The following is a 23,533-nucleotide window of genomic DNA, read 5'->3' on the forward strand; positions in this document are numbered from 1 at the left end:
CCGCAGTGGAAGCGGGGAACGGGCGCTCCGTCTGGTGGATCGGCGGCGTACACGTCCGGTGCGTCGGTCGTACGCTGGTGATGCTCGGGGTGAGAGCGGAGGTCTGCCCATGCCCCGGACGATCTGGAGCGGCGCGATCAGCTTCGGCCTGGTGACGGTGCCGATCAACGTGGTCAGCGCCACCGAGGACCACAGCATTCACTTCCACCAGTACCACCTGGCCGATCAGGGCCGGATCCGTTACCGGAAGGTGTGCGAGCTGGAGGACCGGGAGGTCCCACAGGACGAGATTGGCAAGGGCTACGAGCTGACCAAGACGCAGGTCGTCCCGGTCACCGACGAGGACCTGGACAACTTGCCGTTGCCGACGGCGCGGGCGATCGAGATCGACGGTTTTGTGCCGCTGGAGTCCGTTGACCCGCTGCGGATCTCCGACGGCTACTACCTCCAGCCCGCCGGGCAGGTCGCGGCCAAACCGTACAAGCTCCTCGTCCAGGCGCTCGGCCGCTCGGCCAAGGTGGCAATCGCGAAGTACGCATGGTCCGGCCGCGAGCGTCTCGGCATCCTCCGCGTCCGCGACGACGTCCTGGTCCTGCACGCCATGTACTGGCCGGACGAGATCCGCGATCCCGCCGGGCTGCTGCCACCGCCGGTGCAGGTGTCCGAGGCGGAGATCGAGGGCGCGCTCGCTCTGATGGAGACCATGACCGTCGATCGGTTGGAAGGGCCGGAGTTCCACGACCGCTACACCGAAGCGGTCGCCGAGATCATCGAGGCCAAGCGCGAGAAGAAGCCCCTGCCGGAAACGCCCGAGCCGGAGCAACCGGCCCAGATCCTGGACCTGATGTCTGCCCTCCAGGAGTCGGTGAGCAAGGTCAAGGCGTCCCGCGGCCAGGACGCGGGACCGGCCGAGGTGCACGAGCTGCCGGCACCGAAGAAGAAGACGGCCGCCAAGAAGCAGCCGGCCCGGAAGACCGCGATCAAGAAGACAGCCGCGAAGAAGTCGTCAGACAGCCGCCCCCGCCGATCCCGCAGCGCCTAGGAAGCAAAGGGCTCCGCAGGGCTGGCTGGTCACGCCCCTGGGTCGAAGAAGGCGAGTCGGTTGTCGGGGCGGCAGCGTCGGCAGGCGGGTACGCCGTCGGCCAGCAGGCGCCGGGCTTCGTCCCGTCCGATGGGCCGGCCCCGCGGGCCGGCGAGAACGCAGGCGCCGTGGTGGACGCAGGCGGGTGAGCGGCCGGGTCCGGTGCCGGGTTCCGCGGTCCATTCCGGCGTGGGTGGCCGTGCGCGGCGGCGGTCGGGTTCGGTCTGCCGCTGCGTGAGCAGGGCGATCTTGCGATCTATGCGGTGCAGCCACATCTGGTGCCACGTGCGCAGGGTGCGCAGGCGGTCCAGATCAGGCGGCAGATCATCGAACATAGTTTTGATTCTAGGGATGCCCTGCCTGCACCGCACTCGCGTGTTCGATTTTCTGTTCGATAACGTGTGGGTGGGAGGTGATCCGGGTGACCGATATCGGGACGCAGGCCGGGGCGGCCACGGTGATGCATGTCCGCTGCCCGGAGAAGCTGTCCGGAGAGGCATACCGGCAGGTCCTCGAACTGCTGGCTGGCCTGTCCGCGGTTGTGCAGGCCCTTCCGCCGTCCGCGGCCCTGGTCGAGCTCAAGGGCGCCCTGCGCTACCACGGCACCACCCCCCAGCATCTCGGGGAGATCCTGCGCCTGCGGACCGTCGCCCAGCTCGGTGTCGACGTCCGGGTCGGGATCGGGCCGACCATCACGGTCGCGGCAACCGCCTCCGCATGGATCACCGGCGCCGGAGGCGTGCTTGCCGTCGATCCCGGACGGGCCGCCGGCTGGCTCGCGCCCCTGCCCGTCGCCGCCCTCCACGGCATCGGCCCCCGCCAGGCCGCCCTCCTGCGCCGCTACGGAATCCACGCGGTCGGCCAGCTCGCCGCCCTGCCGACCGCCACCCTGCAACGCCTGCTGGGCGCGACGATGGGCCGCCGCGCCGCCGACCGCGCCCGCGGCATCGACCCCCGGCCCGTCACACCCCGCCTCCTGCCGGCCTCCACCGCCGTACGCCACACCTTCCCCCGCGACACCCACGACGGCGCCGCCGTCCGCTCCGCCCTCCTCTCCCTCGTCGTCCAGCTCGCACTCCAGCTGCGCCGCCGCGGGCAGGCGGCCCGCGCACTCACCCTGACGCTGACGTTCGCGGACGGCACCGGCTGGGAGAAGACCCGACGCCTGCCCGAGCCCTCCGCCCACGAAGACGACCTGCGCACGGTGGCCTACCAGCTGATGGACGCCGCCGGCCTGCAACGCGCCCGCCTCACCGGTCTCGCCCTCAAGGGAGACGACCTGATCGCCGCCGGCCGGGTCGCCCAGCAGATCAGCTTGGACCCGGCGCGCGAAGCCCGGCTCGTCGCCGAGGACACCATGGACCGCATCCGCCGCAGGTTCGGCCCCGACGCGGTCGGCCCAGCAGCGGCCATGCCCGCCCGGCGCGCCTCATGACTCAGCTCCCCGCGAGTATGGCGGACTCCGCCCGCTACCACCTGCTGCTCGCCACCAGCCTCCGGCCGGTGCAGCAGGGCTGGTGGGGGAGCGAGGCGGTCGCGCGGGACAAGTTCCGGCGCTGGATCGGCGAGTACGGCGACATGCCCGGCGCCCGTCTCGTCCTCACCGATGAAGAGACGGGTGAGGTGCTGGCTGACTGGCCCGACCACAGGTAGGCAACGGGAGTATCGGCTACTCGCCGGCCGGGTCCTCTCCGGCGTGGCGGGCGGCCTTCTTCACCGCCTGTTCGACCTGGTAGCGGTTGGCCCCGGTGGCTTCGGCGTGTGCGGTGATGGCCGCCTGCGCCTTTTCGGAGGCCTCGCGCCAGCGGCGCCACTGGGCGCTGTGCTCGTCGCCGGTGAGGCCGGCGAGCTTCGCACGCTCCTCCTCGGCGGATCGTTCCAGCTTGATCAACTCATCGGGGACCTCTGCCACGGCTACGAATTCTAAGCGGCCGAGATGAAGGGCCGACGATCTCACTGGCCGTCCGACCGGGTGGAGCGACGACAACCACCGGGCGGCCCGACCGGCGCACCGGGCAGGTCCGACCGCCGCTCACGACCCCAGCGTGGGCGCTCGTATCGCCGACGAGTACGCGGACGTGTTCACTACGGCTCCGGACCGGCGGTAACCGCCACTGGTAGAGGCCCCTGTCCACTACATTCCGTGGCCTGTCGGAGTCAGGCGCGGCCGGGCAGGCGCTGGGCACACGGCGCCGGGCGTCGAATGGACCCGTGCGAATTCGCACGCTGCACTGGTCGATCAGGGCCCGGTGAGGATGTCGTGTGTGCCGATGCGGCGCCAGATGACGTGCGGGGTGCCGGGACGGTGCTCGGGTCCGTACTGCCATGTGGCGCGTCCTGCGGGGCCGGTGCCCATGGACCAGGTGAGTTCGTAGATGCCGGCCGCCCGGTGAACGCGCTTGATGCGGAGGCCGGCGCGGAAGCTGCCGGTGCGCAGGTCCTCGACGAAGGCCGCCACGGTCTGGCGGAACTTGCGGCGCTGTTCTGGGGTGAGGCGGTCCAGGTCGGTGGCGAAGCGCGGCAGGGTCTCGTAGGTGGGCACGGTGAACCTCCAGGACGCACGAAGCCCCCGGCCGGAGTCGGCCGGGGGCGGTGGTGGCTGTTCGTGTTGAAGGGCGTCGGTGACGCGGTGTGCTCAGTGGTTGGTCGGTGTCGTGGTGTGTTGGCGCGTGCTGGCGCTGGTTGACGTTGGAGTCGACTGGAGTCGCATTTCGTGACGGGTGGTGCTCGTGTGGTCGGTGCGCAGTATTCGCACGCCCTGGGTCAGCTGCCGTAGCGGGCGTTCATCAGGTCGTTCCACTTTTGTGTGTTGGCCGGGTCGTTGGCGCAGCTGGTGCAGTGGGGCAGGTGGTCGGTCCGGGTGGGGTACGGCACGTTCGAGCGGACGACGGTGGTCATCCGCCGCGTGAGCGGGCGGCTGCACAGCGGGCAGAGGTCTCCGTGGAGCAGGTGCTGATTCATGCGGCGGACTGTGCACAGACCGGCGGCTTACCGTCTCGGGCTGGCCGGACGGCCCGCCTGGCGGGCGCTGCGGTAAAGATCTGGTGATGGCCTCCCGCCCGGCGGGACGTGCCCTGGATCGCGCTTTTTTGCTGGTCAGGGCCGGGGTTCCATGGGCCGGTGATCAGCAAATCGAAGGTCGGCCCGGGGGCCGGGGTGCGCTACCTCTTCCGTGGGGTGATGGTTGGCGACGGCCACCGCCGGGCGGGGACGCCGCTGCGCGCCGCCCAGGACGAAGCCGGTGTTCCGCCCGGCGTGTGGAAGGGCCGGGGCCTGGCCGCGCTCGGCCTGGCGGCCGGGGACGTGGTGACCGAGCGACAGGCCGAACTCCTCCTGGGGGAAGGCCGGCACCCGGACGCCGACCGGGTCGAGCACGAGCTCCTGACGCAGGGCAGGACCCCGGCGCAGGCACGGCGGGCGACCGTGCTGGGCAGGCCCATCGAGCACAACCGCTCACCGAAGACCGACAAGGCCAAGGAGCGCATCCCCTGGCTGGCCTTCGACCTCGTGTTCCGGCCCCCGCCGACGGCACACATCGCGTGGGCCCTGATGGACGACGAGCATCGCCGGGTGCTGGAGCTGTGCGACGACACCGCCCGCGACAAGACGCTGGCGTGGCTGGAGGAGTCGGTCGCGGAGATCCGCTCGAAAGCGGGCGGCAAGCAGCGGGCCCGGGTCAAGGACGGGCTGATCGTCGCGGTCTTTAGGCACTACGAGTCCAGGGCCACGGAATCGAGGCCGCTGCTCCACACGCACGCGCTCGTGTCGATCCGGGCCCGGCGGCCGCACGACGGGAAGTGGGGCAACCTGTCGGCGGACTCGCTGATGACCCACATCGTCTCGGCCGACACCCTCTACACCCTTCTGTTCATGGAGGAGGTGACGGCCCGGCTCGGGTGGGCGTGGGAGCCGCGCGAGGTCACCCCGGGCCGCCGGCCCGTGATGGAGATCGCGGGGATCGACCGGCGTCTCATCGGCTGGCAGTCGACCCGCCGCCAGCAGATCGAGGACGCGCTGCCCGTCCTCACCGCCAAGTACGAAGAGAAGCACGGACACGCGCCGGGGGAGCGGGCCGCCTACGCGCTGGCCTGCCGCGCCGCCGACCAGACCCGCCCGCCCAAGCGCACGGAGCGGCTGTCGCTGACCGAGCTGCGCAAGCGATGGCGGGAGTCCGCGATCCGGGCCTACGGCGCCGACGTCGTGGACGGGTTGGCGGAGCGGGCGCGAGCGGCGGCCGCGGCGGTGTGGGCACGGGTGCGGCCGGTGGTCGACATCGCCCTGGCCGCCGTGGACACCGTCGCCGTGGTCTACGTGATGCGCGGCCCTTTCGCACGCCACCACCTGCTCGCCGAAGCCCGCCGCCACCTCGCCTACGCCCTGCGCGGCCGGCCTCACCAGCCCGGTCTGGACGAACGGATCGTGCAGGCAGCCGTGGACGACCTCACCCGGCCGGTCGGGCGCGGCCGGAGGATGACCGCCGACCTGCGCGCCCTGTACCCGGGCGACACCGAGGACCAGGCGGTGCTGCGCCCGCTGACCCGCAAGCGGTCCGCGCCTGCGTATGAGCGGGCCCGCCTCGCCGCCGGCGCCCTGGCCGCCCGGGTCCGGGCTGCGCGGCGTGCCGAGCGTCTGGGCTCCCGCTCCCGGCCGGGCACGGTCGCCGTGCCCGCCGCCGCCCCGAGGTCGAAGCCCCGCCCGTTCCGCACCGGATCGAAAGCCGACCGACTCCTGCTCCTGGAGCCCGAGTCCGGCATCGACATCGACACGGTGGAGCAGACCCGCCGGACCGTCGAAGCCGCCGCCGCGCAGATGGCCGCCACGCTCGAAGACAGCCGGCGAGCACGCGCCCTCGCCTACGGCCACCGGACGCAGCCCGCCCCGGCGACGGTCCCGCCGCCGCACACCCAGCAGCCCGTCATCGAGCACACGCCGGGCCGAAGTCCAGGAGGAGTCGCGTGAGCACCCCGGAAGAACAGCCCGACCACGAAGAGATCCTCGCCCGCGCCCGCGCGGGCCGCCCGGAGATGGCCGCCGCGCTCGACGAGGACCAGGAGTCCGAGCTCGACGAAGACCTGGGATGGCAGCCGATCTGGAAGCGGCCCCGGAAGCCGAAGTCCAAGGCCGACAAGAAGAAGGAGCTGCGCAAGCAGCGGAAGCGGCTGCGGGACGCAGGGAAGCGCCGCCTCGTCGCCGGGCAGTCGCGCAGGCCGCGCTCCCGGCAGAGCCGGATCGGCAACGCGGCCGCCCGCCGGGACGCCCGAGCCCTGTCCCGGGTGCGCCACTCCAACGCCTGGCTGTGGTGACGATGCCGAGCATCGTCCACCGGAGTGGAGCCCACGATGTTCTGCATCGAATGGCGATGCACGACATCGAGTGGACTCCACTCCGGTGCGCCGGATGACGATGGACTCCACCGCGGAGCGCACCGCATCGGTGCGCTGCGCCACCGCACCCGGTGCGCCGCACCGTCCGGCGATGCCCGGCACTCTCGCGCGCCGGTGCGCCGCATCCGATGCTCCGCACCGCATCGGTGCGCCCACCGCCGGCCGCCCCCTCCATCAGGTGCGGCCGGGCGCGCACCCCCCCTTGTCCGGCTCCGCTACACACCCCTTGTCCGGCTCTGCTACCGCGACGTTTTCCCTTGACATCGCCCGTTTCTGCTTGCGATCAGGTCGCGGTCAAGGGGGTGTGTGATACAGGGGCCCGCCCCGGCCGTGGCGCGCCTGGTGCGGTGATGCCGGGGGACCACACCGAGGTGGCGCGGTGCGGTGGTGCGGTGGTGCGGTGGAACGCACCACGGTGGCGCGCCGGTGACGCGCGCCGCACCGCACCACCGCCGTCCTGGAGGTGCGGCTACGCGGTGGTGCGGTGCGCCTCCATCGCCTGCTTCATCCCCGCAGCCTCCAGCTGGCGCAGGACCACGGCGGCGTCGCCGTTGTCCTCGGTGAGGATGTTCTCGGTGAACCGGACGATGGTGTCGGCCGCACCCGCCGCATTGGCTAGGCACACGCAGTGGCACAGGAGCTCCAGCAACAGCCGCCCGAGCGCGGCCGCCAGGAAGGAGTGCGCGCACGGCTCCCCGTCGCAATCGTCCACGGCGGTCACCGGGATGAAGACGCGCGCGGCGACGTCCAGGAGCAGCCGGTGCAGCTCCGGGCCCATCTCGTCGGCGACCGCGCCAGCGGTGTCGATGTCCCCGGCCTGCCACGCCCGGATGTAGGCGAAGGCGCCGGCGACGTCCTCCGGCACCATCGGGGCGAGCGGCACGGTGACGGTGTTCTCAGGCATGACAGCTCCTCAACGTTCGGGCCGCCCCTGCTGATCGCGGCGGCCTCGAAGACACCTTCGAACTGCGGCCCTGTGGACAGAGTCCGGCCACTGGCGGGGGAGAACTCTCCCCGCCGGGGTTGATCACGATGCGGTCACGGCGGAGGGGTTTCCCGAGGTCGGCGTCACGCGAAGGGCGAAAACCGAACCTGTACAAGGTGAATGGCGAGATAGGCCTCGCCCCACCTTCAGGAGCACCCTGTGTCCGCAGACGCCCCCGAGCACCAGCCCGGCGTAGCCCCCTCCGTGGACCCCTCCATCACCCCCTCCGCGCCCCGCACTCAGCGGCCGGGCGTTGTTTCAGGTCAGGCCCGGCGGACAGGGGGTCGGCGCAGCGCCGACAACCCTCATGTAGATGTGTCTAGGAAGCCAAAGCACCGGAGGACTTCGACCGAGCCTCGACGGCGAGAGCTCCTGCAAGCACTCGGGATCTTCCAGAGGGCTACGCCCGACCAGCTGTGGAAGCTGACCCGGCCAGGTAACCGGCACGACCGGCTCACGCGGGACAACCTCCTGGATCTGGAGGACCACCAGCTGGTGAGGATCGAGTCGACGGGGGAGGGCCAGCGGCAGGTGTGGGTGCTGACGAAGCGCGGACACGGCGAGGCGAAGCAGCTGCTGGAACCGAAGGGCATACGGGTCTCGGTGCTGCGCAAGCAGGAGTACGACCCGGACACTGGGGAGCTGCTGGGCACCGGCTACGACGACCACGCCGCGGCGGTCACCTCGACGGCCGCCGAACTCCACCGTGCCGGGATCGGCCACCGGCTGGGCTTCCAGACGGAGATCGGGCACAGGCTCGGCAGCGGCTTCGTGCAGCGGGCGGACCTGGTGGTGCGGGCGCCGGAGGCCGGGGTGCCGGTGCTCCTGGTGGAGGTCGACCGTCGTACCGAGGACGCGCACGAGCTGGTGGCCAAGCTGCGCCGGTACTGGGAGTGGGGCCGACTGCTGCCGAAGGACGCGGACAAGAGCAAGGTCGACCTGGTCCGCTCGCGGCCGGACGCGATCGAGCACGTCGATCACGACAAGCGGCTGTGGCGCCGGTTCTACCCGCCGACCGGCCGCGAGGGCCTGGTCCCGGTGGCGTTCGTGTTCGCGGACACCACGGCCGCGAAGGTCGCCAACGCCGTGAAGGTGCTGGAGGGGGCCGGCCGCCGCTACTGGGCGCCGCGCCGCTACGACTCCCTCTACGAGAAGGCGGTCACCGCGCTCGACTACCGCCAGGCGGTGCCCGTCGTCATCACCACCCTGGAGAAGCTCCAGGAGCACGGCGCGGACGCGGCGGTGTGGCGGCGGCTCGGGCGGGACGGTGAGCAGACGCTGACGGCCGCGCTCGACAACCCCGACGGCCACGCCCTCTACCGCGCCCAGGAGGCCCGCGCCGAAGCGGAGGACGAGCGGCGCCGCGCCGCTGAGCGGGAGGCGCGGCGGCCGGTGTGCTCGCGGTGCGGGCGGAAGTTCTCCGACGAGCGCTGGGAGGAGATCACCGTGCACCGGACCGCCGTACGGGCCGGGCACAAGTCCGTGTGCGGCCCGTGCCGCGCCGACGACGTCGCCCGCCAGGAAGCCGCCGCCGACGCCGCCCGCCTTGAGGCTGCAGAGCCGCCGGAGCCGCAGGACGTCCCCGACCCGGACCGGGTCCGCGGCTGGTTCCGCCGGCGGAACTGACCCGGTACACGACGGGTCCGGGGGAGCGGTGACCTCCGGGCCCGCGGTGCCCCCTGGTGTCACACGCTCTGTGACCGCCACGCCACCGACGCATCGGAACGGCTTCGTTCCTCGCCGCCCGGTGCAGTGGGAGGTGGAGGCGCCGGAGCCGGCCGAACTCCAGCGCCTGGTCCTCGACGCCGTTGACCCGTACATCGACCGCGACGTCCTCGCCCGGCAGATCGCCCGCGAGGAAGAGCAACGCCGCGCCCTGGCTGCCTTCCTGAACGGCTGGGACGCGGCGGGCGGGGGAGTACCGGCGTAGCGCTGGACCGGCGCCCGCAAGCTCAGGCGGGTGTGGGCGCGGGTTCCGGGCGCAGCGCCGCGAGCGGGGAGCGCCGGCCTTTCCCCACCGCACGCAGCTGCTCCCAGTCGACCTCGGGGTGGGCGGGGACGATCGCGTCGACGCATGCCGTGGTGTAGAGCGCGACGTCGACGGCCCCGGCCCGGCTGGTGCCGAAGCGGACCTCGATCGACTGCGGGGAGCGGACCCATCCGAGCCGGACCATGTGGTCGAAGTCGGCGCGGCGGACCCGGAGGCGGGCGGCGGCCTGCTCGGGTCCGAGCGGTGTGTCGGCGGCGACCAGGTCTGCCAAGTCTTCGCGGCGGCAGACCTCTGCGACCTGGTCGGGGTGGTGCAGCGTTCCGTCCGGGTTCGCGCTGAGGTCGACCAGGAGGCCGCGGTCGACGAACCGGCGCACCACGAACGCCGTCACGTTCGCCCGCTCGCCGGATGTGGTCGGGTTCGGGGTGCTGAGCGCGTCGGCGATCCGGTCGGCTGCCGCGCCGCCGGAGATCGGCGGGGTGGGCATCGCGGCCCGGATGGCGTCGGCGTCCAGCGCCTCCACGGCGGCCCGGGACCACTGGTGGGACGATGCGTCCGGGGCGGGGATGAGGCCGATGTGTCGGGCCCACCGCAAGGCGGCTGCGGGCACCTTCAGGCGCTTGGCGGCCTGTCCCGCGTCGTACTCGGTTCGTCGCATGAGATCACCTCTCGCTCGCTCGTTCGCCGGAAGCGGCGGATAGAACATGACAGAACACATGAAAAGCGGCAAGGCCCTTCGAAAACAGGCAAGTTGGACGCGCTCCGTTAGGGCTGCGCCCGCGTACGCGAAGGGAAATCACCCGTCCGGATGGCACGACGGTGGTCCGCTGATCCGCGGTACTGACCGGGCGCGCAGGGCACGGGACGGTCGTCACACAACTACGCGCAACCGGTTCGCTTCGGAGGGGATCCCGGCGTTACTGGGCCGTGCTGGAAGGAGGACGTCGACCGCGCAGAGGCTGAGCGCGCTGCGCGCCGCGAGGCAGAGGCCGCAGTGCGGGAGGCGGCCGAAGCGGACGCGAAGAAGGGCCGCGGCCTGTTCGGGCGCCGCCGGCCTTCCGCTGTCGGCGGTGGCTGGGAGGCTGGCTGGATGAACGCGGATGACGAGCAGCTGCTGCGCGGCCGGGTGTACGGCTGCGATCACGATGACCCTCACCCCGGCCCGCTGCCGCACCAGACGTACGCCGCGCTGGTAGGCGGGCCGTTGGACGGACTGCTGCTCGACATCACGGGCTGGCGGCCGGAAGAGATCGACGACGGCGTTGCCCTGATGACCGAGCTGGGGCGGTGGCCCGGCGGCCGGGCGCTGTACGACCCGCTCCCCGACGACCCGCGCCCCTCGGGCGGCCCGGGTGTGGTGTTCCGCTTCTACTACTCCGGCGAGACGCCCTGAACGACGCGAGCCGACAGCCACCGACAGCCACCGATGCGGTCGTAGCAACGCGGCATCGGTCAACCCCCGCATCGTCGGACGGCCCAGCGGGGTAGACCAGGGTATGCAGCACATCGAATGGCGTCGCGCCGCCATCACCACCAGCATGACGACCGACGCCTACCGGGAGTTATGCTGGGGCGCCCATCTGCCCGAGGTGGCCGGCGGATATGGCCTGCTCCTTGGCTACGACGTCGTCAGTGGGGAGTTGGTCACTGCGGTGATCGAGGACGTCGAGTACGTGCGACTCCTCATCCAGAGCCCAGGCGCCACAGTGCCCCGCGAGAAAATCACCAAAACGCTGACTGACTGGCCCACCCTTGATCCCGATGCAGAGAGTGTCTGGAGCTGAGGGCCGCGCGAGCTGATCTCGCCGGTCCATGGTTGGTCGGGACCACGCTGGGAAAGATCCGCCTTCGGCGCGTGTGCGCGGATTGCCGACGAGGGGCGGGTCATGGACGATTTCTTTGCCACGGTCGAGGGCCGCACTCACGCGTGGCCGCCAGGCCGCAAAGACCTGCACTGGCTGATCGTTCCCGGCGAGGACTTCGCTCGTAAGCACCTGTATGAGCCCTACCGTCTGCTGTCCGAGCATCCCGGTCTGCACCCGGTGAGGCCGCAGTGGATGCACATCACCGTGCTGCACGCCGGAGCTCAGGACAGCGCGACCGCCGGCGAAGTCGCGCGGATCACCCGCGAGGTGACCCGCCGGGCCGCCGACACCGACCCGTTCGAGGTGACGCTGTCCCGCCCGGACATCGGCAACATGGCGATCGAGAGCAAGGGCTATCCCGGCCGGCCCCACCGGCAGCTATGGGAGATGACCTGGCAGGCGCACCGTACGGTGGTCGGCGACCGGTGGCCGCGCATCCCGTCGGCCTCCTATCCCCATCTCTCCCACTCCTACGCCGGGGCCCAAGGGCATCTGGCGGACCGCCGCGCACTCAAGGTGCTGCTGTCCGACCTGCCCGGCAGCCCGGTCGCCGTGCCGGTCACCGCTCTCACACTGGTGGCCGAGTGGCACGACCGCCGCGAGATCATGTGGGACGTCCTCGCCCACGTACCGCTCGGCTCCCGGCCCTAAGCGGGCCGCCTCACCCGCCGTTCGCGCCGGGCGTTCCGGCGGACTGTACTGCGGCGACCTTGGCCCACATCTCCGCCAGGGCGACCGCCTGCCCCACACTCAAATGCTGGTCCCTGAGGTGGTCCAGAAGCCACCGCTGCCACTCGCTGAGCTCACTAGGGGAAGAATTGCTCAGCGCCCTGGCCCGATCCTGCTCCGTCCACGCACGCTCCAGGCCGCCGGCGACCCGCGCCCAGTTGTAGGCCTGAAGTGCGGCGTCGGCACGCCGGTCCTGGTCCATCAGCAATTCCCCTCTTCCGCTGGTGGTTTGGTGCCTAGACCCTACCCACGATCGCCGTCGATCCGACCAGGCAGGACGCTGCCCCTCCTACACCTGATGCAGACGGGCAGCACCGTGTTCGCAAACGGGAGTTGGTGGTTCCCGGGACATGGCTAAGGTGCTCGTATGGACGATACGACCGCGCTACGCGAGCCGGAGACGGCCTGGGACTACGCGTTGTCGGCCGCCGACGTGCTGACGCTCTGGCGGGCCCGGGAGGTACCGGCGGTGGGCCGTGACCCGCTGAGGACTGATGTCGTGGTGCTGATCGGCAGCGCGCTGTACGCGCGGGCGCGGTCCGCCATGGTGGTCAAGGAGGACAGGTCCGTCACGGTCGAGGAGGCGGCGGCCGTGGCGGGTGCCTCGCTCGCCTACCTGCACAGCGTGCTCAGCGACACGACCTGGGATGTCCGATTGCCCGCCTCCACCGGGAATGGGCCGTGAGGCCTGGACCCGCCTGATCCTGGACTTCGAGCGCTTCGCGATCGCACGATGGGCCGCGCATGATGTCCTGGCCGCGTATCTGCGCGCCGCCGCCGACCCCGCGGTGAGCGTGGAAGGACGGGCGGCCGTCCTGAGGTCTGATCAGTAGCGCAGAGCGTTGGGTAGCCAGCGGGTGGTGGGGCCGACCACAAGCCCGCCCATGAGGCCGACCAAGCCCGACGCGCCTCCGACCACGGCTCGCCTGGGGCGCCAACTACGACACGCCGCCGCATCCGCCCACGCCGACGCTACCGCCCTGCGCCGCATGCTGGTCTTGTCCATTCGGCTGCGGTAACGCCCCGCTGGGGACCGCCTCCTTGGTGCCGACGGTCTGCTCCGAGCTCCGCCCCCTGGCCCGAGGCCGGGGAGCCGTCCGGGCCGCTCGACCCAGCGCCTCGGTCGGCCAGGAGCGCGGGGTTGCGACAAGGGTTGCGCCTGGCTGTTGCGAAGGAGGTTGCACCAAGGGTTGCGCCTACTGTTGCGCGACCCAATGGACCACCTCCGCGTTCGCGCAGCTCACCACGCGATTTCGCCATGGTCGGAGCGCTGACATCCCCGTTGCGGCCGCTTGACCCATGTCCCCTGGCTGGTGTGAAGGAGGAAGGGACGGGCGGGATGGGCGCCGCGGCCACGGCCGGGGACCGGGGCGCGCTCAGCACGGTCGCGCGTCGGCCGAGCCGCCCACCCCGGCCCGAACCCGTTGTCGACCTCATGACGGCCCTGCAGCAGAGCGTCGATGAGGCCCGGACCGCCCGGCATCCCACGAAGGCTGACCGGAAGGGCAAGTGATCAGCCCGCCCATCCGATGTCGCGGACCTCGATCGCCCCGGCGTGCGGCATGAACTGGATCCAGCACCGCCGGCCGAACGCCTCCCGGATCTCCTCCACGGAGCCCGGGTCGCGGACATCGGGCCAGGCCCGCGGATCCATCCGCGCGACCTCCACGAGCGCCATCACCTCCCGCCGCGCCCGGTCGTTGGGCAGCTGCGCCATGACCTCCACCGCGAGCTCCTCCACCACCACGCCGTACCGCATCCTGCACCCCCCCCGTGTGATCGACTCGGGGAGCAGCGTACGGAGGAACCGACGATCGCGTTCCGGCCTGTGGATAACCCGGATCGAGGGAGGTCCAGGCGCCGGACGGCGGCGAGGGGTACACGGGCTGTTGGAGCCACACCGAGCGGGTGCTGCTGACCTACGAGCAGGTGCGCGCCTACGAGCTGCCCGCGACCGAGGGCAAGCGGGGCGATCCGAGGTGGCCGGCCTTCGCCGACCGCTACGGCTTTGACCCCCGCCGCCCGGTGCAGTGGGAGGTGGAGGCGCTGGAGCCGGCCGAACTCCAGCGCTTGGTCCTCGCCGCTGTCGACCCGTACATCGACGGCGACGTCCTCGCCCGGCAGGTCGCCCGCGAGGAACAGCAGCGCCGCGCCCTGGAGGAGTTCGTGGGCCGGTGGGGCGCGGCGAGCGAGGGACCGGCTTAGCGCTGTACGGGGGCCTGCGCGGCTTGGGCGAAGTGCAGCACGACGGCCTTGGCCCCGGCGGCGAGTTCGTCCGACAGGTCACTGCTGCGCGGGTGGGTGGGGTGGTTCTTCACCCAGATCATGGAGAACTTGATGATCTGGTCGATGTCGCTGGGACGCAGCAGGATCGCGTCGCCGGTGTGGAGCGGCTCGGGCTGGCGGTGCTGCCACAGCCGGTAAAAGCGGCCCTCGACGTCGTTGAATCCGAGGTGCCGGTCACCATGCGGGTTGATCAGGTGGGTGGTGAAGGGCAGATCGTTCGGGCCCGGCTGCCAGGGCTGCTCCGGCTGGCTCAACATGTCCTCCGTCGGTACGCGGTGATCACAACGGTGCCGAGTTTGTCAGCGCCGGGCGAGGGCGGTCCGGGCTTCCGGCCACTTCGGCCGCTGTGGGCCGACGGGTGCGCGACAGGTCAACGGCGGCGGCCGATCGTGCCGCGGCCCAGGGCGTAGGGAGCCACGCAGAAGGCGGCGACGTTGCAGGCGACGATCAGGGTGAGGAACAGCCAGTAGGCGAAGCCGTGTCCGTCGGAGGAGGCGAGGAGGGATCCGTAGGTGAGGCTGACGAGGATGCCGGTGCTGGCGAGCCCGGCCGCCCAGCCCAGCGCGCTGATGCCGATGCCGAGACCGATGAAGGACCAGAACAGGGCGGGACCGGCAAGGACCGCGATGGCCAGGAACAGCGGTGCGGTGATGTCCCGGTCGCCGATGTAGTCCATGAGCTGAGGGATGGAGATGAAGGCCCATAAGCCGGTGTAGGCGACGCCGATGACGACGGCGACGATCGAGATCACGCGGGAGGCGCGGGTGGCGGGCGTGGCGTTCACGGCGTCGGTCATGAGGCTGTGGTCTCCCTCTACTGGCGGCGGACAGGGTGATCGGCTCCGTTCCGGTATAGCCGACACAGACCACAAGGAGGCGCGCTTCGGGGCAAGGCACCCAGGACCCGCGCAGAACGCGCCACCTCGAAGCGGGTGACTCAGCCATGCCGCCCCTGGTCCCACAGGCCGTCCGTGTCCGCGTACCACCACGGTCGGGGCGACCACAGACCCGACCACGCCGGGCCGTGCCCCGACCACCGCCAGGATCGGGAGCGTCCGAAGTGACACGTAATTCGAACAAGCGATCTAATGCGGGTATGGACGCGACCGACTTCCCCGACGACCTGGTGCAGACGCAAGCCGCCTGGAACGCCACCTACGACGCGCTCGCCGCATCCCGCCCCCGCGACACCACCGCCCTGCGCCGCCGCCTGCTGCTCCTGTCCGTACGGCTGTGGTGGCACCCCTACTGGCAGACCGTCCCCTCGGTGCCGGCGGCACGGTCCGAGCTGCGCCACCTCGCCCGCGCCCACGGAGCCGCCCGGGCCGCGTGACCGGCCGTCCCGGTCGACCAGGAGCACGAGGTTGCGCTGGGGGTTGCGCCTATCTGTTGCGCTGGAGGTTGCGCCAAGGGTTGCGCTAGGTGTTGCGCGGCCCGCAGGACCCCTCCCGTGTCCGCGCAGGTCACCACGCCGTTTTGCCGTGGTCGGGGTGCTGGCATCCCCGTTGCGGCTGCTCTGCCCATGTCCCTTGGCTGGAGTGAAGGAGGAAGGGACGGGCGGAATGGGCGGCGCGGCCGCGGCCGGGGATCGGGGCGCGCTCAGCCGGTTGCGCGTCGGCCGGGGCCGCCGCGCCTCGCCGCCGTCAGCCCGGCGGCGGAGCGGGACGGAAGTCGCCGGCGCCCTGGTGCTGTCTGGTGTTCCTCGCGCGCGACGTCGGGGCCGCGCGCGACCGTGCACGTTGTGCTCCCAGCCCTTCACGATGGGCGAGCGGGAATGATAAGACTACGTTGCGTGATCATGCGTGACGGCTCAGTGCCGGGGGGGCGGTGAAGTGTGGCTGGGGAGCTTGAGCCAGGCAGTGATGGGGCGAGGCCGGTCTTCGAGAACATTCCGGAGCCGGACTCACCTCCGGTGGTGGTCACCGTTCCGCAGGGCGCTCCTACTTTCACCCCGCAGCAGCTCCTGGCCCACGTCTACAAGGCCGATGACTGGGAGGACTTCACTGTCGAATGGGTTCGTGCGCTCGGTCTGTGGAACGGGTGCCCTTACCTTCGAGTGAAAAGAATGGGCGGTGCAGGCGACCGAGGTGCGGACGTCGCGGCCTGCCTGACTCCTCAGGGCACCGCTGGCGAGTGGCACTGCTACCAGTGCAAGCACTACAGCAAGGCGCTGACGCAGAGCGATGCGTGGCCCGAGATGGTCAAGATCTTCACGGCGAAGGTGCTGGGCGAGTACGAGCTGCCCACTCGGTACGTCTTCGTGGCACCGAAGATCGGCCAGACCCTGGATCGGCTCCTCCTCCACCCCCCGAAACTGAAGAAGGATTTCCTCGAAGCCTGGGACAAGGCGGACTCCAAGCTTGGGGCGGACCTTGACCCGGCCGTACGCCAGGCGGTTGGGGACCTCGCTCGACAGACAGAATTCTCGATGTTCGAGGCCGCGGACATCGAGAACATCCTTGAGCTGCACGCCACGACCCCGCATCACGTACGGCGCTTCCCAGAGCAGCTCAAGCCGCGTCCAGAGGCTGATCCGGCGCCCGCAGAGCAGAGGGCTGACGAGGCCGTATACGTGCAGAAGCTCCTGGACGTCTACAACGAAAAGTACGGCCTGAGCCTGGAGACTCTTGCCCAGGCTCGCGAGCACGAGCGGGTCAACCGGCACCTGTCCCGCCAGCGGGAGGCATTCTTCCACGCAGACGCGCTGCGGCTCTTCGCCCGCGATAGCGTCCCCGAGGCCACCTACAAGAAGATCGAGACGAACCTGTACAACGCTGTGGTCGACATCGAGGACCGCGACTACAACTGCGGACACGATCGCCTTGACGCCGTAATAGACGCTGCTGCAGCCCACCAGCCCAATCCGCACAACATCCTCGCCGCCGTCGTGGAAGTCATCGACCTCAAAGGTCTCTGCCACCATCTGGCGAACAACCACAAGCTGACCTGGTGCAAAGGGGAGTCCGCGTGAATCCTCTCAACAGCCCCCTGGAAGTTGGCATCCGCGCCCTGGTTCTGCTGTCCGAGACTTTCCCCCGCCGCCTGGACGTCGCCCAGCTCGTCTACCTCGACCATGCGATGCTCCACAGCGGCGACCTCACCGCCGGCCCGTCCAGTCTCCACCCCGACCTTCCCGTCGGTCCTGGCGAACTCGGCATGCGACGGCGCCTCATTGAACAGGGACTCGTTGTGCTGATGCGTGCCGGGCTGGCCGACATGAACGCCACCGACGACGGCTTCCTCTACGGGGCCACAGAGGAGGCTGCCAGCTTCCTTAACGTCCTGGAAGCTCCCTACGTCGGACTGCTCACGGAGCGGGCCTCCTGGCTGGTCAGCACTTACATGCACGAAGAAACGGACGTCCGCGACGGCATGAAGCAGATCACCCAGCGCTGGTTCGACCGCCTCACTGCTGACGCTCCTCACCCAGCCGAAGGGGATGTGCTGTGAACAGGCTGACGCTGGTACACCTGACATTCCTCGGAGTGGGCAAGCCTCCCTCGACCGTTGAGTTCAGCCCGGGCCTGACAGTCATCTACGGCGCTTCCGAGCGCGGCAAGTCCTACGTCGAGAAGGCCGTGGACTACATGCTCGGTGCCAGCGAGCTCAAGCCCATCCCGGAGGACAAGGGCTACAGCCGCATCCTGCTCGGGCTCCGAGCAGACGACGGCAGGGTCCTGACCCTCTCCCGTGGGCTCGCGGACAGCACCATCGACGTGTTCAACAGTGACCTGCGCCAGCTCACCACGGCGCCGGCCGACGCCACGGTCAGTTTCAAGCACAGCTCGACCTCCCAGCGGAACATCTCCCGATACCTCCTCAAGGTGCTGGGGATCGACGGGCTGAAGATCCTCAAGAACTCCCGCGGCGAAGTACGGCTGCTCAACTTCCGGGACCTGGCTCGGCTGTCAGTCATCAATGACTCGCGTATGGGCGGCGAGCGGTCTCCGGTCCTCGCCACAGGGATGCCGCAGAACGAGACCGGCGAGAAGTCAGTCCTCAAGCTCCTCCTTACAGGGCAGGACGAACCAGTCGGCCCGACCGCGCCAGGCACTGTGGAGAAGAAGGTCGGCAAAGGCCAGGCCGAGATCCTAGACCGCCTCATCGACGACAGCCGTGCAAAGCTCACCATCGCTGCGAACCAGTCCGAGCTACGTGAGCAGTTGGCCCGCCTACAAGGCTCATTGGACAACGCCACTTCTCGATCCGGTCAGCTCATGGCTTCCCGATCCGCGCTCATGCAGCGTCGCCGCGTCATCGAAGCAGGCGATCGCGCCAATCAGCAGCGCGCCAGCGAAGTGCGTCAACTCCTATCCCGGTTCTCACTGCTGCGCGAGCAGTACGAGTCAGACCTCGAACGCCTGCGCATGGTCGGCGAAGCAGGGAATCTATTGGGCTACTTCCAAACCGGCACCTGCGTCTTCTGCGGGGCAGAGCCAGAGCATCAGCACCCTGGGCATCACCTTGCTGAGACAACACAACTGGTGGCAGCTGTTGCCGCCGAGACCCGGAAGACCACCGAGCTGCACCGTGACCTTCTCAGCACGATCGAAGACCTTGACGCTCAAACGGCAGATCTGAACGCGGAGAGCGCCCGCCACGATGACCAGCTCACAGCCATCGACAGTGAACTGCGCGCTCTTGAGGAGCAGCTCGCACCACTCACGACCGACACCAGCGAAGTTTTCGCAGCGCGCTCACGCCTGGAGCAGGAGCTAGCCATCCACGCCCAGATCGAGCAGCTCGAAGAGATGAAGGCATCACTGCCGAATGTCCTGCCCGTCCCACCGCCAGCCAGGCCAGACAGCATTCCCGCTGCCGACATCTCAGACTTCGAGCAGGCGATTCACCAGACGCTTGAAGCTTGGCATGTCCCCGGAGAGAACCGCGTCATCTACGACCCGTCCAGTGCAGAGATCGCAGTCGATGGTCGCCCCCGGGGGAGCCGAGGCCAGGGGATGCGGTCCATCATCCACGCGGCTTTCGCCGTATCGCTGGCACGCCGCAACAAGGCTCGCGGCCTGATCCACCCCGGATTCGTGATGCTCGACTCACCCGTCGTCACTTTCCGACAGGCCGAGAACCGGGAAGCCGATCCAGAGCTGATGACCTACGACGTGGTCGAACACTTCTACCGAGACCTGCTTGACGACCCCCCAAGCCAGGTCATCATCATCGAAAACGGCACTCCTCCCGCCGCCATCACCGAACGTGCCAGGATCTACGCCTTCAGCGTCGACGGTTCAGAGCGTTTCGGCTTCTTCCCCCCACAAGATCAGACACTTACGGACTGAACACTAGAATGGGGGTGTGGCCGACCGCTGTTTGCGGCGGTCGGCCACACCCCCAACGAGCGCTACGCCCACTCCACACCGAGCTCCCGCAGCGCGGCCAGCTGGTCCGGGGCGAGCTTGTCGCGCCTCGACTTGGTGTTCGAGACCCACACGCCCAGTTTCACAGCCACCGGGTCCGCCTCGTCGTCGACCGTGATCTCTTCGCTGTGGCCCCTCGGCACCGGCCGCTGGCCCTCCCGTTCTACCCACTGTGCGAGGGCCGCTAGGCCCCGCTGGAACGCCTGTTGCGCCTTGCCCTGGCCCTTCGTAGCGCCCTTGGCGGCCGGGGCGGGAGACGGCGTTTCAGCGGGCGTGACGCCCAGCTGGGTCAGCCTCTCCTGCTGCTCGGGTAGGAGCCGCGTCCAGGTGCCCGGCTGCTTCTGCTGCTGGAGCCATTTGCCGATGTCGTCGCCGTCCATCAGCACGCCGGGTGCGATGTCGGGCAGCTGGCCGTCGGCGTCGACCAGGTCCGCCAGGACGCGGTAGTGGCGCTGCCAGTCCAGTGGCCATGGGCAGTCCCAGTCCGGGTCGATCTCGGTGAGCTGCGCCGCGCGCACGGCGGCCCGCTCTGGGTCCTTGCCCAGGCCGTTCTTCGCGCCTTTCCGTCGGAGGTTGGCCATGTGCTGCCCGATGGGCACCATCGCCTCGCCCTCGCCCCACACCGCGTCCTGACGCGGCGCGAGGTGCCCGGTTGCCCGCCGGTACGACCGCAGCGCGGCGAGCTTGGCCTCCCACGCTTCCTCACCGGGCTCCCAGACCATCCCGGCCTCCGGCGCGTCCAGGAGGACCTTGCGCCGGTCCTCCAGCTCCCCGGCCCGCAGCGCTTTCCGCTGCTGGTGCACCCACCGCCCAAGCGGAAACGCCTTCGTCGCCCCGACCTCGACCTCGACGTCGTAGGGCACGGCGTAGACGCCGGTGATCTCGTTCTCCTTCCGCCACCGCAGCAGGGCCTGGTAGCCCTCCAGCCAGACCAGCGATTCCGGCCGGTAGACCCGGGTGCGCAGGAACGCGGCGATCGTCGCCGCGTCGCGGGGAGAGGAGAAGTGCAGCAGGGCGGACTCGGCAGCGGCGTCGGTGTCGTCCTGCTCCTGGTCCTCGCCGTCGCCCTCTCCGCCGGCCCCGACGATCCGCCCGTCCTTATCGCGCTGGAGGTGGACCTTGCGCTTGCCGTGGGTGAGGGCGCGGGAGGCGAGCTGCTCGACCAGGCGCTCATCATGCGAGCGCAGCCCCTGAAGGACCGCTACAAGAGGGCGGAACGAGGCGCTGGCGACCATGTCGGTCGGGTCCTCGCCGGGCTCCAGGAACACCGGCACGATGATCCTGGCCACCTTCGTGCTGCCGTCCTTGTTGAGCCGCAGCGCCCGGCCGATGTTCTGCACGATCTCCACCTGGGAGCCGCGGGTGTCGGCGAAGCAGACGGCCTCGACTCCCCGCTCGCCGGTGATGTCCACGCCTTCCCCGAGCACGCGAACGCTGGCGAGGAACGCGCGGTGCACCCGGCGCCCGGCCGCGTCGATGCCGTTGGCGAACTGCCTGATGACCTCGCGCCGCTCGGTCACGAGGTGGTCCCCGCACAGCCACGCCGACCACACCCGGTCCGGCGGGACGTGGCGGCCGGCCTCGAGTTCGTAGAACTCCGCGTCGATGGAGGACTTCGACAGCTTGTCCGCGGCGGCTAGGTCGTCGTCGGTGGCGTCGTTGACGTACAGCTCGGCTGCGGTCTCCGGCAGCTTCTCCGCGAACGCGGCGGCTTCCTCGACCTTCTGGTGGAACGTCATGACCGTGCGGAGGTTGTACGCGGCGGCGTGTTCCAGGAGCGCAGTCTGCAGGAGTGCCAGGCGCCGGCCGCGCCGGGCTTCCTCGGACTCCCCGAGGATGGGGGAGGGGTCGCGGATCTCGAGGACGTCGATCTCGAACCCGGCGAGGATTTCGCGCTCGATCGCCTCCGAGAGTCCGAGCTCCGCGAGCCACGCGCCGTAGGTGCCCTCCGGGTCGTCGGCCATGGATGCGATCTCCGCCTCCTGGCCCTCCGCGCCCTTGGGCGGGCGGGCCGCGGCGAGGATGCGCGGCGTCGCGGTCAGGTAGAGCCGGAAGTCCGCCGGGATGCGGGCGTTGTCGTGGATCGCCGCCCACGGACGACCAAGATCACCAGCGGTTCCGTGAGCCTCATCGACGATCGCGAGGTGGAAGCCTGCCATGCGCTGTCCGTAGAGCCGGTCTCCGCCCGCCAGAGCGGCCTCCAGCGGCCCGCGAACCTTCCGCTGGCCCTCGGGAGCGTCGATGTCCTCGCGGTCCACCAGGGAGGCGTACGTGGCGAACACGACCACCGGCCCGGACCCCGCCCACAGGGCGAGCTGGATCGGGTTGGTGGTGCTCCGCACGCCCAGTTCCTTCAGTACCGGGTCGTTCTCCAGCGAGCACACCGCCACCATCGGGGTCCGGTGGCCCACCAGCCGCCACGCCTGAGCGGTCTGCGCGAGCAGGTCCAGGGTGGGTACGGTCACGAGGATCCGGCCGTCCGCGAACGACTCCAGCGCGCACGCAGCGGCCGTGATCGTCTTGCCCGAGCCGGTCGCTGACACGATCGTGGCACGGGCACCCTGCTGGGGCACAGATGACCTTGCAGGGAATCCCACCCACCTGCGAAACGCTGAGCGCTGATCTACCTGGTGTTCCTTGAGCTGAATCGCTGACATTTCCTTGCCTCCCCGAGCGGTCAGTTCCTGTGGTTTTTCAGAGCGCCGCGTGCGGAATGCAGGCCGCGCCCAAGTCGTTCCAGATCGACGCATCCGCCTTGTGCCAGCCGCCCGGCTTTCCGTCCTTGAAGGGCGGCTTGTCGTCCAGGTCGTAGTGACCGGCATCGAGCGTGCAGACCACGACGTCCCCGTCCGCGTTCCGCGTCCGCGCTGTGCACAGACCGCCGGCCTCACCCAGCGCCTCCAGCACCCGCCGCCGCGCCGTGGTGTGCGGATGGGTGCCCGGCAGCACGCTCTCCCGGACGAACCTCTCCAGCCGAACCAGGCCGGCCCGCTCACGCTGCCTCACGTCCGCCATGTGTACGGCCAGTTCAGCGGCCCCGGATGACCGGCCGCCACGCCGCAACCACTCCCGGTCCGCGATGCCCACCAGGACCTCGCTCACGGCCGTCACGCCGTCATCCCAGCCGTACGCGAAGACCTCGCCCCGAGAGGCCGGCGCCATGCCGCCCAGCTCCACCACCTGGCACTGCGCCCCGGCGACCGCCCCGGACTCCAGCGCGGCCACCAGGTCGTCCGCCTCGTCCGCAGGCACGCCCTGCGCCTCCAGGAGCGCGAACACCTTCAACCGGGCGTTCACGCCCGCAGTCTGGTACTGCGTTACCCGGCGCACAGAATCGCTGCTCAGCGCGGGATCGGGTCCGGTAGATTCGCGGTGACCGGTCATCTGCGGTCGTTCCTCTCGGAATTCAGGGGAGTGCCCGGGTGGTTGGGGGGTGTCCAGTATTTCCGCCAACGGTACATGCTGCATCAACCTGATGCACGCGCTACACTGGAACCCACACGAACGAGCGACCCCCTCCCCTCATAGCTAGCCCGGCCCGCGTCAGCGGGCCCCAACGGTTCTGGAGGCGCAGCCGGAAGGACCGTCAGGCGGGGGAGCGCAGCGGACCCGCCGGGAGCGCCCCGCGCTCCCCCAACTACCGTACTGGAGGCCCCACTAGCCGCACCTGACATCCCGCCAGCCACGGCCGCGCGATGCGCGGCCAGCCGGGCGCGCAGCGGTCGGCCCCACCGGTCCCAGGAGCGCAGCGGAGGGGACCGCCCGCGCATCGCGCGGGCCAGCGGGAGCGCAGCGACCGCCCCGCTTGCTCCGGGCGCAGCCCGGAGGGACCCGCTCCGCGG

General features: G+C 70.3%; 29 protein-coding genes. 17 read left to right on the forward strand and 12 right to left on the reverse strand.

Going from position 1 to position 23,533, the window contains the following annotated elements; genetic code table 11:
• Positions 1 to 109 precede the first annotated feature (109 nt).
• A complete protein-coding gene (gene ku / locus HEP81_RS40755) occupies positions 110 to 1,042 on the forward strand; it encodes a non-homologous end joining protein Ku (protein ID WP_037660482.1) in 933 nt (310 codons plus the stop codon).
• 29 nt (positions 1,043 to 1,071) lie between these two features.
• On the opposite strand, the gene HEP81_RS40760 is transcribed toward ku, so the two are convergent.
• Positions 1,072 to 1,416, reverse strand: a complete 345-nt coding sequence (locus HEP81_RS40760; RefSeq protein ID WP_037660485.1) for a DUF6233 domain-containing protein — start codon at positions 1,414 to 1,416, stop codon at positions 1,072 to 1,074.
• 125 nt (positions 1,417 to 1,541) lie between these two features.
• Between HEP81_RS40760 and HEP81_RS40765 the strand changes: the two genes are divergently transcribed.
• Entirely contained in the window at positions 1,542 to 2,516 is a 975-nt protein-coding gene (locus HEP81_RS40765; protein ID WP_051850469.1) for a DNA polymerase Y family protein, read from the forward strand.
• Positions 2,513 to 2,734 (forward strand): hypothetical protein, encoded by a 222-nt coding sequence (locus tag HEP81_RS40770; protein WP_157854531.1) that lies wholly within the window; start codon positions 2,513 to 2,515, stop codon positions 2,732 to 2,734. The genes HEP81_RS40765 and HEP81_RS40770 overlap by 4 nt, the downstream gene beginning before the upstream one ends.
• A gap of 16 nt (positions 2,735 to 2,750) precedes the next feature.
• On the opposite strand, the gene HEP81_RS40775 is transcribed toward HEP81_RS40770, so the two are convergent.
• The 3 genes from HEP81_RS40775 to HEP81_RS40785 form a co-directional block, all read right to left on the reverse strand.
• Positions 2,751 to 2,993 carry a hypothetical protein gene (locus HEP81_RS40775; RefSeq protein ID WP_243279870.1) on the reverse strand — a complete coding sequence of 81 codons (243 nt, stop codon included), beginning with the start codon at positions 2,991 to 2,993 and terminating at the stop codon, positions 2,751 to 2,753.
• A gap of 327 nt (positions 2,994 to 3,320) precedes the next feature.
• A complete protein-coding gene (locus HEP81_RS40780; protein WP_037660494.1) occupies positions 3,321 to 3,623 on the reverse strand; it encodes a hypothetical protein in 303 nt (100 codons plus the stop codon).
• A gap of 221 nt (positions 3,624 to 3,844) precedes the next feature.
• Positions 3,845 to 4,042 carry a hypothetical protein gene (locus HEP81_RS40785; protein ID WP_037660496.1) on the reverse strand — a complete coding sequence of 66 codons (198 nt, stop codon included), beginning with the start codon at positions 4,040 to 4,042 and terminating at the stop codon, positions 3,845 to 3,847.
• Between the two features lie 219 nt (positions 4,043 to 4,261).
• Between HEP81_RS40785 and mobF the strand changes: the two genes are divergently transcribed.
• Positions 4,262 to 6,040, forward strand: a complete 1,779-nt coding sequence (gene mobF, locus HEP81_RS40790; protein WP_078967587.1) for a MobF family relaxase — start codon at positions 4,262 to 4,264, stop codon at positions 6,038 to 6,040.
• A complete protein-coding gene (locus HEP81_RS40795; protein WP_037660497.1) occupies positions 6,037 to 6,384 on the forward strand; it encodes a hypothetical protein in 348 nt (115 codons plus the stop codon). The genes mobF and HEP81_RS40795 overlap by 4 nt, the downstream gene beginning before the upstream one ends.
• A 550-nt stretch (positions 6,385 to 6,934) precedes the next feature.
• Here HEP81_RS40795 and HEP81_RS40800 read toward each other — a convergent pair.
• Positions 6,935 to 7,369 carry a hypothetical protein gene (locus tag HEP81_RS40800; RefSeq protein ID WP_037660499.1) on the reverse strand — a complete coding sequence of 145 codons (435 nt, stop codon included), beginning with the start codon at positions 7,367 to 7,369 and terminating at the stop codon, positions 6,935 to 6,937.
• A 504-nt stretch (positions 7,370 to 7,873) separates the two neighbouring features.
• On the opposite strand from HEP81_RS40800, the gene HEP81_RS40805 reads away from it, so the two are divergent.
• Together HEP81_RS40805 and HEP81_RS40810 are read left to right on the forward strand one after the other, a co-directional pair.
• The gene (locus HEP81_RS40805; protein ID WP_243279873.1) at positions 7,874 to 9,076 is read left to right on the forward strand and encodes a replication-relaxation family protein; all 1,203 of its coding nucleotides are present in this window, start codon (positions 7,874 to 7,876) and stop codon (positions 9,074 to 9,076) included.
• A 70-nt stretch (positions 9,077 to 9,146) separates the two neighbouring features.
• Complete coding sequence (locus HEP81_RS40810) at positions 9,147 to 9,380, forward strand: hypothetical protein (RefSeq protein WP_190276133.1); 234 nt, start codon at positions 9,147 to 9,149, stop codon at positions 9,378 to 9,380.
• A gap of 22 nt (positions 9,381 to 9,402) precedes the next feature.
• Here HEP81_RS40810 and HEP81_RS40815 read toward each other — a convergent pair whose 3' ends face one another.
• Positions 9,403 to 10,098, reverse strand: a complete 696-nt coding sequence (locus HEP81_RS40815) for a hypothetical protein (RefSeq protein WP_190276134.1) — start codon at positions 10,096 to 10,098, stop codon at positions 9,403 to 9,405.
• Positions 10,099 to 10,530: 432 nt separating this feature from the next.
• Here HEP81_RS40815 and HEP81_RS40820 point away from each other — a divergent pair, with 432 nt between their 5' ends.
• The 3 genes from HEP81_RS40820 to HEP81_RS40830 all read left to right on the forward strand — a co-directional run bounded on the left by HEP81_RS40820 (position 10,531) and on the right by HEP81_RS40830 (position 11,956).
• Complete coding sequence (locus HEP81_RS40820) at positions 10,531 to 10,833, forward strand: hypothetical protein (RefSeq protein WP_037660583.1); 303 nt, start codon at positions 10,531 to 10,533, stop codon at positions 10,831 to 10,833.
• A 103-nt stretch (positions 10,834 to 10,936) separates the two neighbouring features.
• The gene (locus tag HEP81_RS40825) at positions 10,937 to 11,224 is read left to right on the forward strand and encodes a hypothetical protein (protein WP_037660503.1); all 288 of its coding nucleotides are present in this window, start codon (positions 10,937 to 10,939) and stop codon (positions 11,222 to 11,224) included.
• 102 nt (positions 11,225 to 11,326) lie between these two features.
• Positions 11,327 to 11,956 carry a 2'-5' RNA ligase family protein gene (locus HEP81_RS40830; RefSeq protein WP_037660508.1) on the forward strand — a complete coding sequence of 210 codons (630 nt, stop codon included), beginning with the start codon at positions 11,327 to 11,329 and terminating at the stop codon, positions 11,954 to 11,956.
• 10 nt (positions 11,957 to 11,966) lie between these two features.
• Here the strand turns inward: HEP81_RS40830 and HEP81_RS40835 are convergent, their stop codons facing one another.
• Positions 11,967 to 12,236, reverse strand: a complete 270-nt coding sequence (locus HEP81_RS40835) for a hypothetical protein (RefSeq protein ID WP_157854532.1) — start codon at positions 12,234 to 12,236, stop codon at positions 11,967 to 11,969.
• A gap of 165 nt (positions 12,237 to 12,401) precedes the next feature.
• Here HEP81_RS40835 and HEP81_RS40840 point away from each other — a divergent pair, with 165 nt between their 5' ends.
• A complete protein-coding gene (locus tag HEP81_RS40840; RefSeq protein WP_037660512.1) occupies positions 12,402 to 12,719 on the forward strand; it encodes a hypothetical protein in 318 nt (105 codons plus the stop codon).
• Positions 12,709 to 12,867: a hypothetical protein gene (locus HEP81_RS40845; RefSeq protein ID WP_157854534.1), complete on the forward strand. Its 159-nt coding sequence runs from the start codon at positions 12,709 to 12,711 to the stop codon at positions 12,865 to 12,867. Before HEP81_RS40840 ends, HEP81_RS40845 begins: the two co-directional genes overlap by 11 nt.
• A 680-nt stretch (positions 12,868 to 13,547) precedes the next feature.
• On the opposite strand, the gene HEP81_RS40850 is transcribed toward HEP81_RS40845, so the two are convergent.
• Positions 13,548 to 13,793, reverse strand: a complete 246-nt coding sequence (locus HEP81_RS40850; RefSeq protein WP_037660514.1) for a hypothetical protein — start codon at positions 13,791 to 13,793, stop codon at positions 13,548 to 13,550.
• A gap of 149 nt (positions 13,794 to 13,942) precedes the next feature.
• Here HEP81_RS40850 and HEP81_RS40855 point away from each other — a divergent pair, with 149 nt between their 5' ends.
• Complete coding sequence (locus HEP81_RS40855; RefSeq protein ID WP_037660516.1) at positions 13,943 to 14,239, forward strand: hypothetical protein; 297 nt, start codon at positions 13,943 to 13,945, stop codon at positions 14,237 to 14,239.
• On the opposite strand, the gene HEP81_RS40860 is transcribed toward HEP81_RS40855, so the two are convergent.
• Positions 14,236 to 14,577 (reverse strand): hypothetical protein, encoded by a 342-nt coding sequence (locus tag HEP81_RS40860; RefSeq protein ID WP_037660519.1) that lies wholly within the window; start codon positions 14,575 to 14,577, stop codon positions 14,236 to 14,238. The two genes, HEP81_RS40855 and HEP81_RS40860, sit on opposite strands and share 4 nt — an antisense overlap.
• 113 nt (positions 14,578 to 14,690) lie before the next feature.
• Positions 14,691 to 15,116, reverse strand: coding sequence for a hypothetical protein (locus HEP81_RS40865; protein ID WP_037660521.1), 426 nt, complete (start codon positions 15,114 to 15,116; stop codon positions 14,691 to 14,693).
• A gap of 299 nt (positions 15,117 to 15,415) precedes the next feature.
• On the opposite strand from HEP81_RS40865, the gene HEP81_RS40870 reads away from it, so the two are divergent.
• The 4 genes from HEP81_RS40870 (at position 15,416) to HEP81_RS40885 (ending at position 19,613) form a co-directional block, all read left to right on the forward strand.
• Positions 15,416 to 15,652: a hypothetical protein gene (locus HEP81_RS40870; protein ID WP_037660524.1), complete on the forward strand. Its 237-nt coding sequence runs from the start codon at positions 15,416 to 15,418 to the stop codon at positions 15,650 to 15,652.
• 501 nt (positions 15,653 to 16,153) lie between these two features.
• The gene (locus tag HEP81_RS40875) at positions 16,154 to 17,290 is read left to right on the forward strand and encodes an ABC-three component system protein (RefSeq protein ID WP_037660527.1); all 1,137 of its coding nucleotides are present in this window, start codon (positions 16,154 to 16,156) and stop codon (positions 17,288 to 17,290) included.
• The gene (locus tag HEP81_RS40880; RefSeq protein ID WP_037660529.1) at positions 17,287 to 17,769 is read left to right on the forward strand and encodes an ABC-three component system middle component 2; all 483 of its coding nucleotides are present in this window, start codon (positions 17,287 to 17,289) and stop codon (positions 17,767 to 17,769) included. The genes HEP81_RS40875 and HEP81_RS40880 overlap by 4 nt, the downstream gene beginning before the upstream one ends.
• A complete protein-coding gene (locus tag HEP81_RS40885; protein WP_037660531.1) occupies positions 17,766 to 19,613 on the forward strand; it encodes a hypothetical protein in 1,848 nt (615 codons plus the stop codon). The genes HEP81_RS40880 and HEP81_RS40885 overlap by 4 nt, the downstream gene beginning before the upstream one ends.
• A 62-nt stretch (positions 19,614 to 19,675) precedes the next feature.
• Here the strand turns inward: HEP81_RS40885 and HEP81_RS40890 are convergent, their stop codons facing one another.
• Positions 19,676 to 22,348, reverse strand: coding sequence for a DEAD/DEAH box helicase (locus HEP81_RS40890; RefSeq protein WP_078967584.1), 2,673 nt, complete (start codon positions 22,346 to 22,348; stop codon positions 19,676 to 19,678).
• A gap of 37 nt (positions 22,349 to 22,385) precedes the next feature.
• Entirely contained in the window at positions 22,386 to 22,988 is a 603-nt protein-coding gene (locus HEP81_RS40895; RefSeq protein ID WP_243279871.1) for a hypothetical protein, read from the reverse strand.
• Between the last annotated feature and the right edge of the window lie 545 nt (positions 22,989 to 23,533).

This window comes from Streptomyces griseofuscus, from assembly GCF_014673495.1.
Taxonomy (GTDB): domain Bacteria; phylum Actinomycetota; class Actinomycetes; order Streptomycetales; family Streptomycetaceae; genus Streptomyces; species Streptomyces murinus.

What these genes read in the sequence shown, in the direction of transcription:
- mobF (WP_078967587.1), top strand. Translation starts at nt 4,262, where the DNA reads ATGGTTGGCGACGGCCACCGCCGGGCGGGGACGCCGCTGCGCGCCGCC.
- HEP81_RS40770 (WP_157854531.1), top strand. Translation starts at nt 2,513, where the DNA reads ATGACTCAGCTCCCCGCGAGTATGGCGGACTCCGCCCGCTACCACCTG.
- HEP81_RS40830 (WP_037660508.1), top strand. Translation starts at nt 11,327, where the DNA reads ATGGACGATTTCTTTGCCACGGTCGAGGGCCGCACTCACGCGTGGCCG.
- HEP81_RS40840 (WP_037660512.1), top strand. Translation starts at nt 12,402, where the DNA reads ATGGACGATACGACCGCGCTACGCGAGCCGGAGACGGCCTGGGACTAC.
- HEP81_RS40860 (WP_037660519.1), bottom strand. Translation starts at nt 14,577, where the DNA reads ATGTTGAGCCAGCCGGAGCAGCCCTGGCAGCCGGGCCCGAACGATCTG.
- HEP81_RS40835 (WP_157854532.1), bottom strand. Translation starts at nt 12,236, where the DNA reads ATGGACCAGGACCGGCGTGCCGACGCCGCACTTCAGGCCTACAACTGG.
- HEP81_RS40765 (WP_051850469.1), top strand. Translation starts at nt 1,542, where the DNA reads ATGCATGTCCGCTGCCCGGAGAAGCTGTCCGGAGAGGCATACCGGCAG.
- ku (WP_037660482.1), top strand. Translation starts at nt 110, where the DNA reads ATGCCCCGGACGATCTGGAGCGGCGCGATCAGCTTCGGCCTGGTGACG.
- HEP81_RS40870 (WP_037660524.1), top strand. Translation starts at nt 15,416, where the DNA reads ATGGACGCGACCGACTTCCCCGACGACCTGGTGCAGACGCAAGCCGCC.
- HEP81_RS40825 (WP_037660503.1), top strand. Translation starts at nt 10,937, where the DNA reads ATGCAGCACATCGAATGGCGTCGCGCCGCCATCACCACCAGCATGACG.
- HEP81_RS40850 (WP_037660514.1), bottom strand. Translation starts at nt 13,793, where the DNA reads ATGCGGTACGGCGTGGTGGTGGAGGAGCTCGCGGTGGAGGTCATGGCG.
- HEP81_RS40760 (WP_037660485.1), bottom strand. Translation starts at nt 1,416, where the DNA reads ATGTTCGATGATCTGCCGCCTGATCTGGACCGCCTGCGCACCCTGCGC.
- HEP81_RS40815 (WP_190276134.1), bottom strand. Translation starts at nt 10,098, where the DNA reads ATGCGACGAACCGAGTACGACGCGGGACAGGCCGCCAAGCGCCTGAAG.
- HEP81_RS40820 (WP_037660583.1), top strand. Translation starts at nt 10,531, where the DNA reads ATGAACGCGGATGACGAGCAGCTGCTGCGCGGCCGGGTGTACGGCTGC.
- HEP81_RS40845 (WP_157854534.1), top strand. Translation starts at nt 12,709, where the DNA reads ATGGGCCGTGAGGCCTGGACCCGCCTGATCCTGGACTTCGAGCGCTTC.
- HEP81_RS40800 (WP_037660499.1), bottom strand. Translation starts at nt 7,369, where the DNA reads ATGCCTGAGAACACCGTCACCGTGCCGCTCGCCCCGATGGTGCCGGAG.
- HEP81_RS40865 (WP_037660521.1), bottom strand. Translation starts at nt 15,116, where the DNA reads ATGACCGACGCCGTGAACGCCACGCCCGCCACCCGCGCCTCCCGCGTG.
- HEP81_RS40785 (WP_037660496.1), bottom strand. Translation starts at nt 4,042, where the DNA reads ATGAATCAGCACCTGCTCCACGGAGACCTCTGCCCGCTGTGCAGCCGC.
- HEP81_RS40890 (WP_078967584.1), bottom strand. Translation starts at nt 22,348, where the DNA reads ATGTCAGCGATTCAGCTCAAGGAACACCAGGTAGATCAGCGCTCAGCG.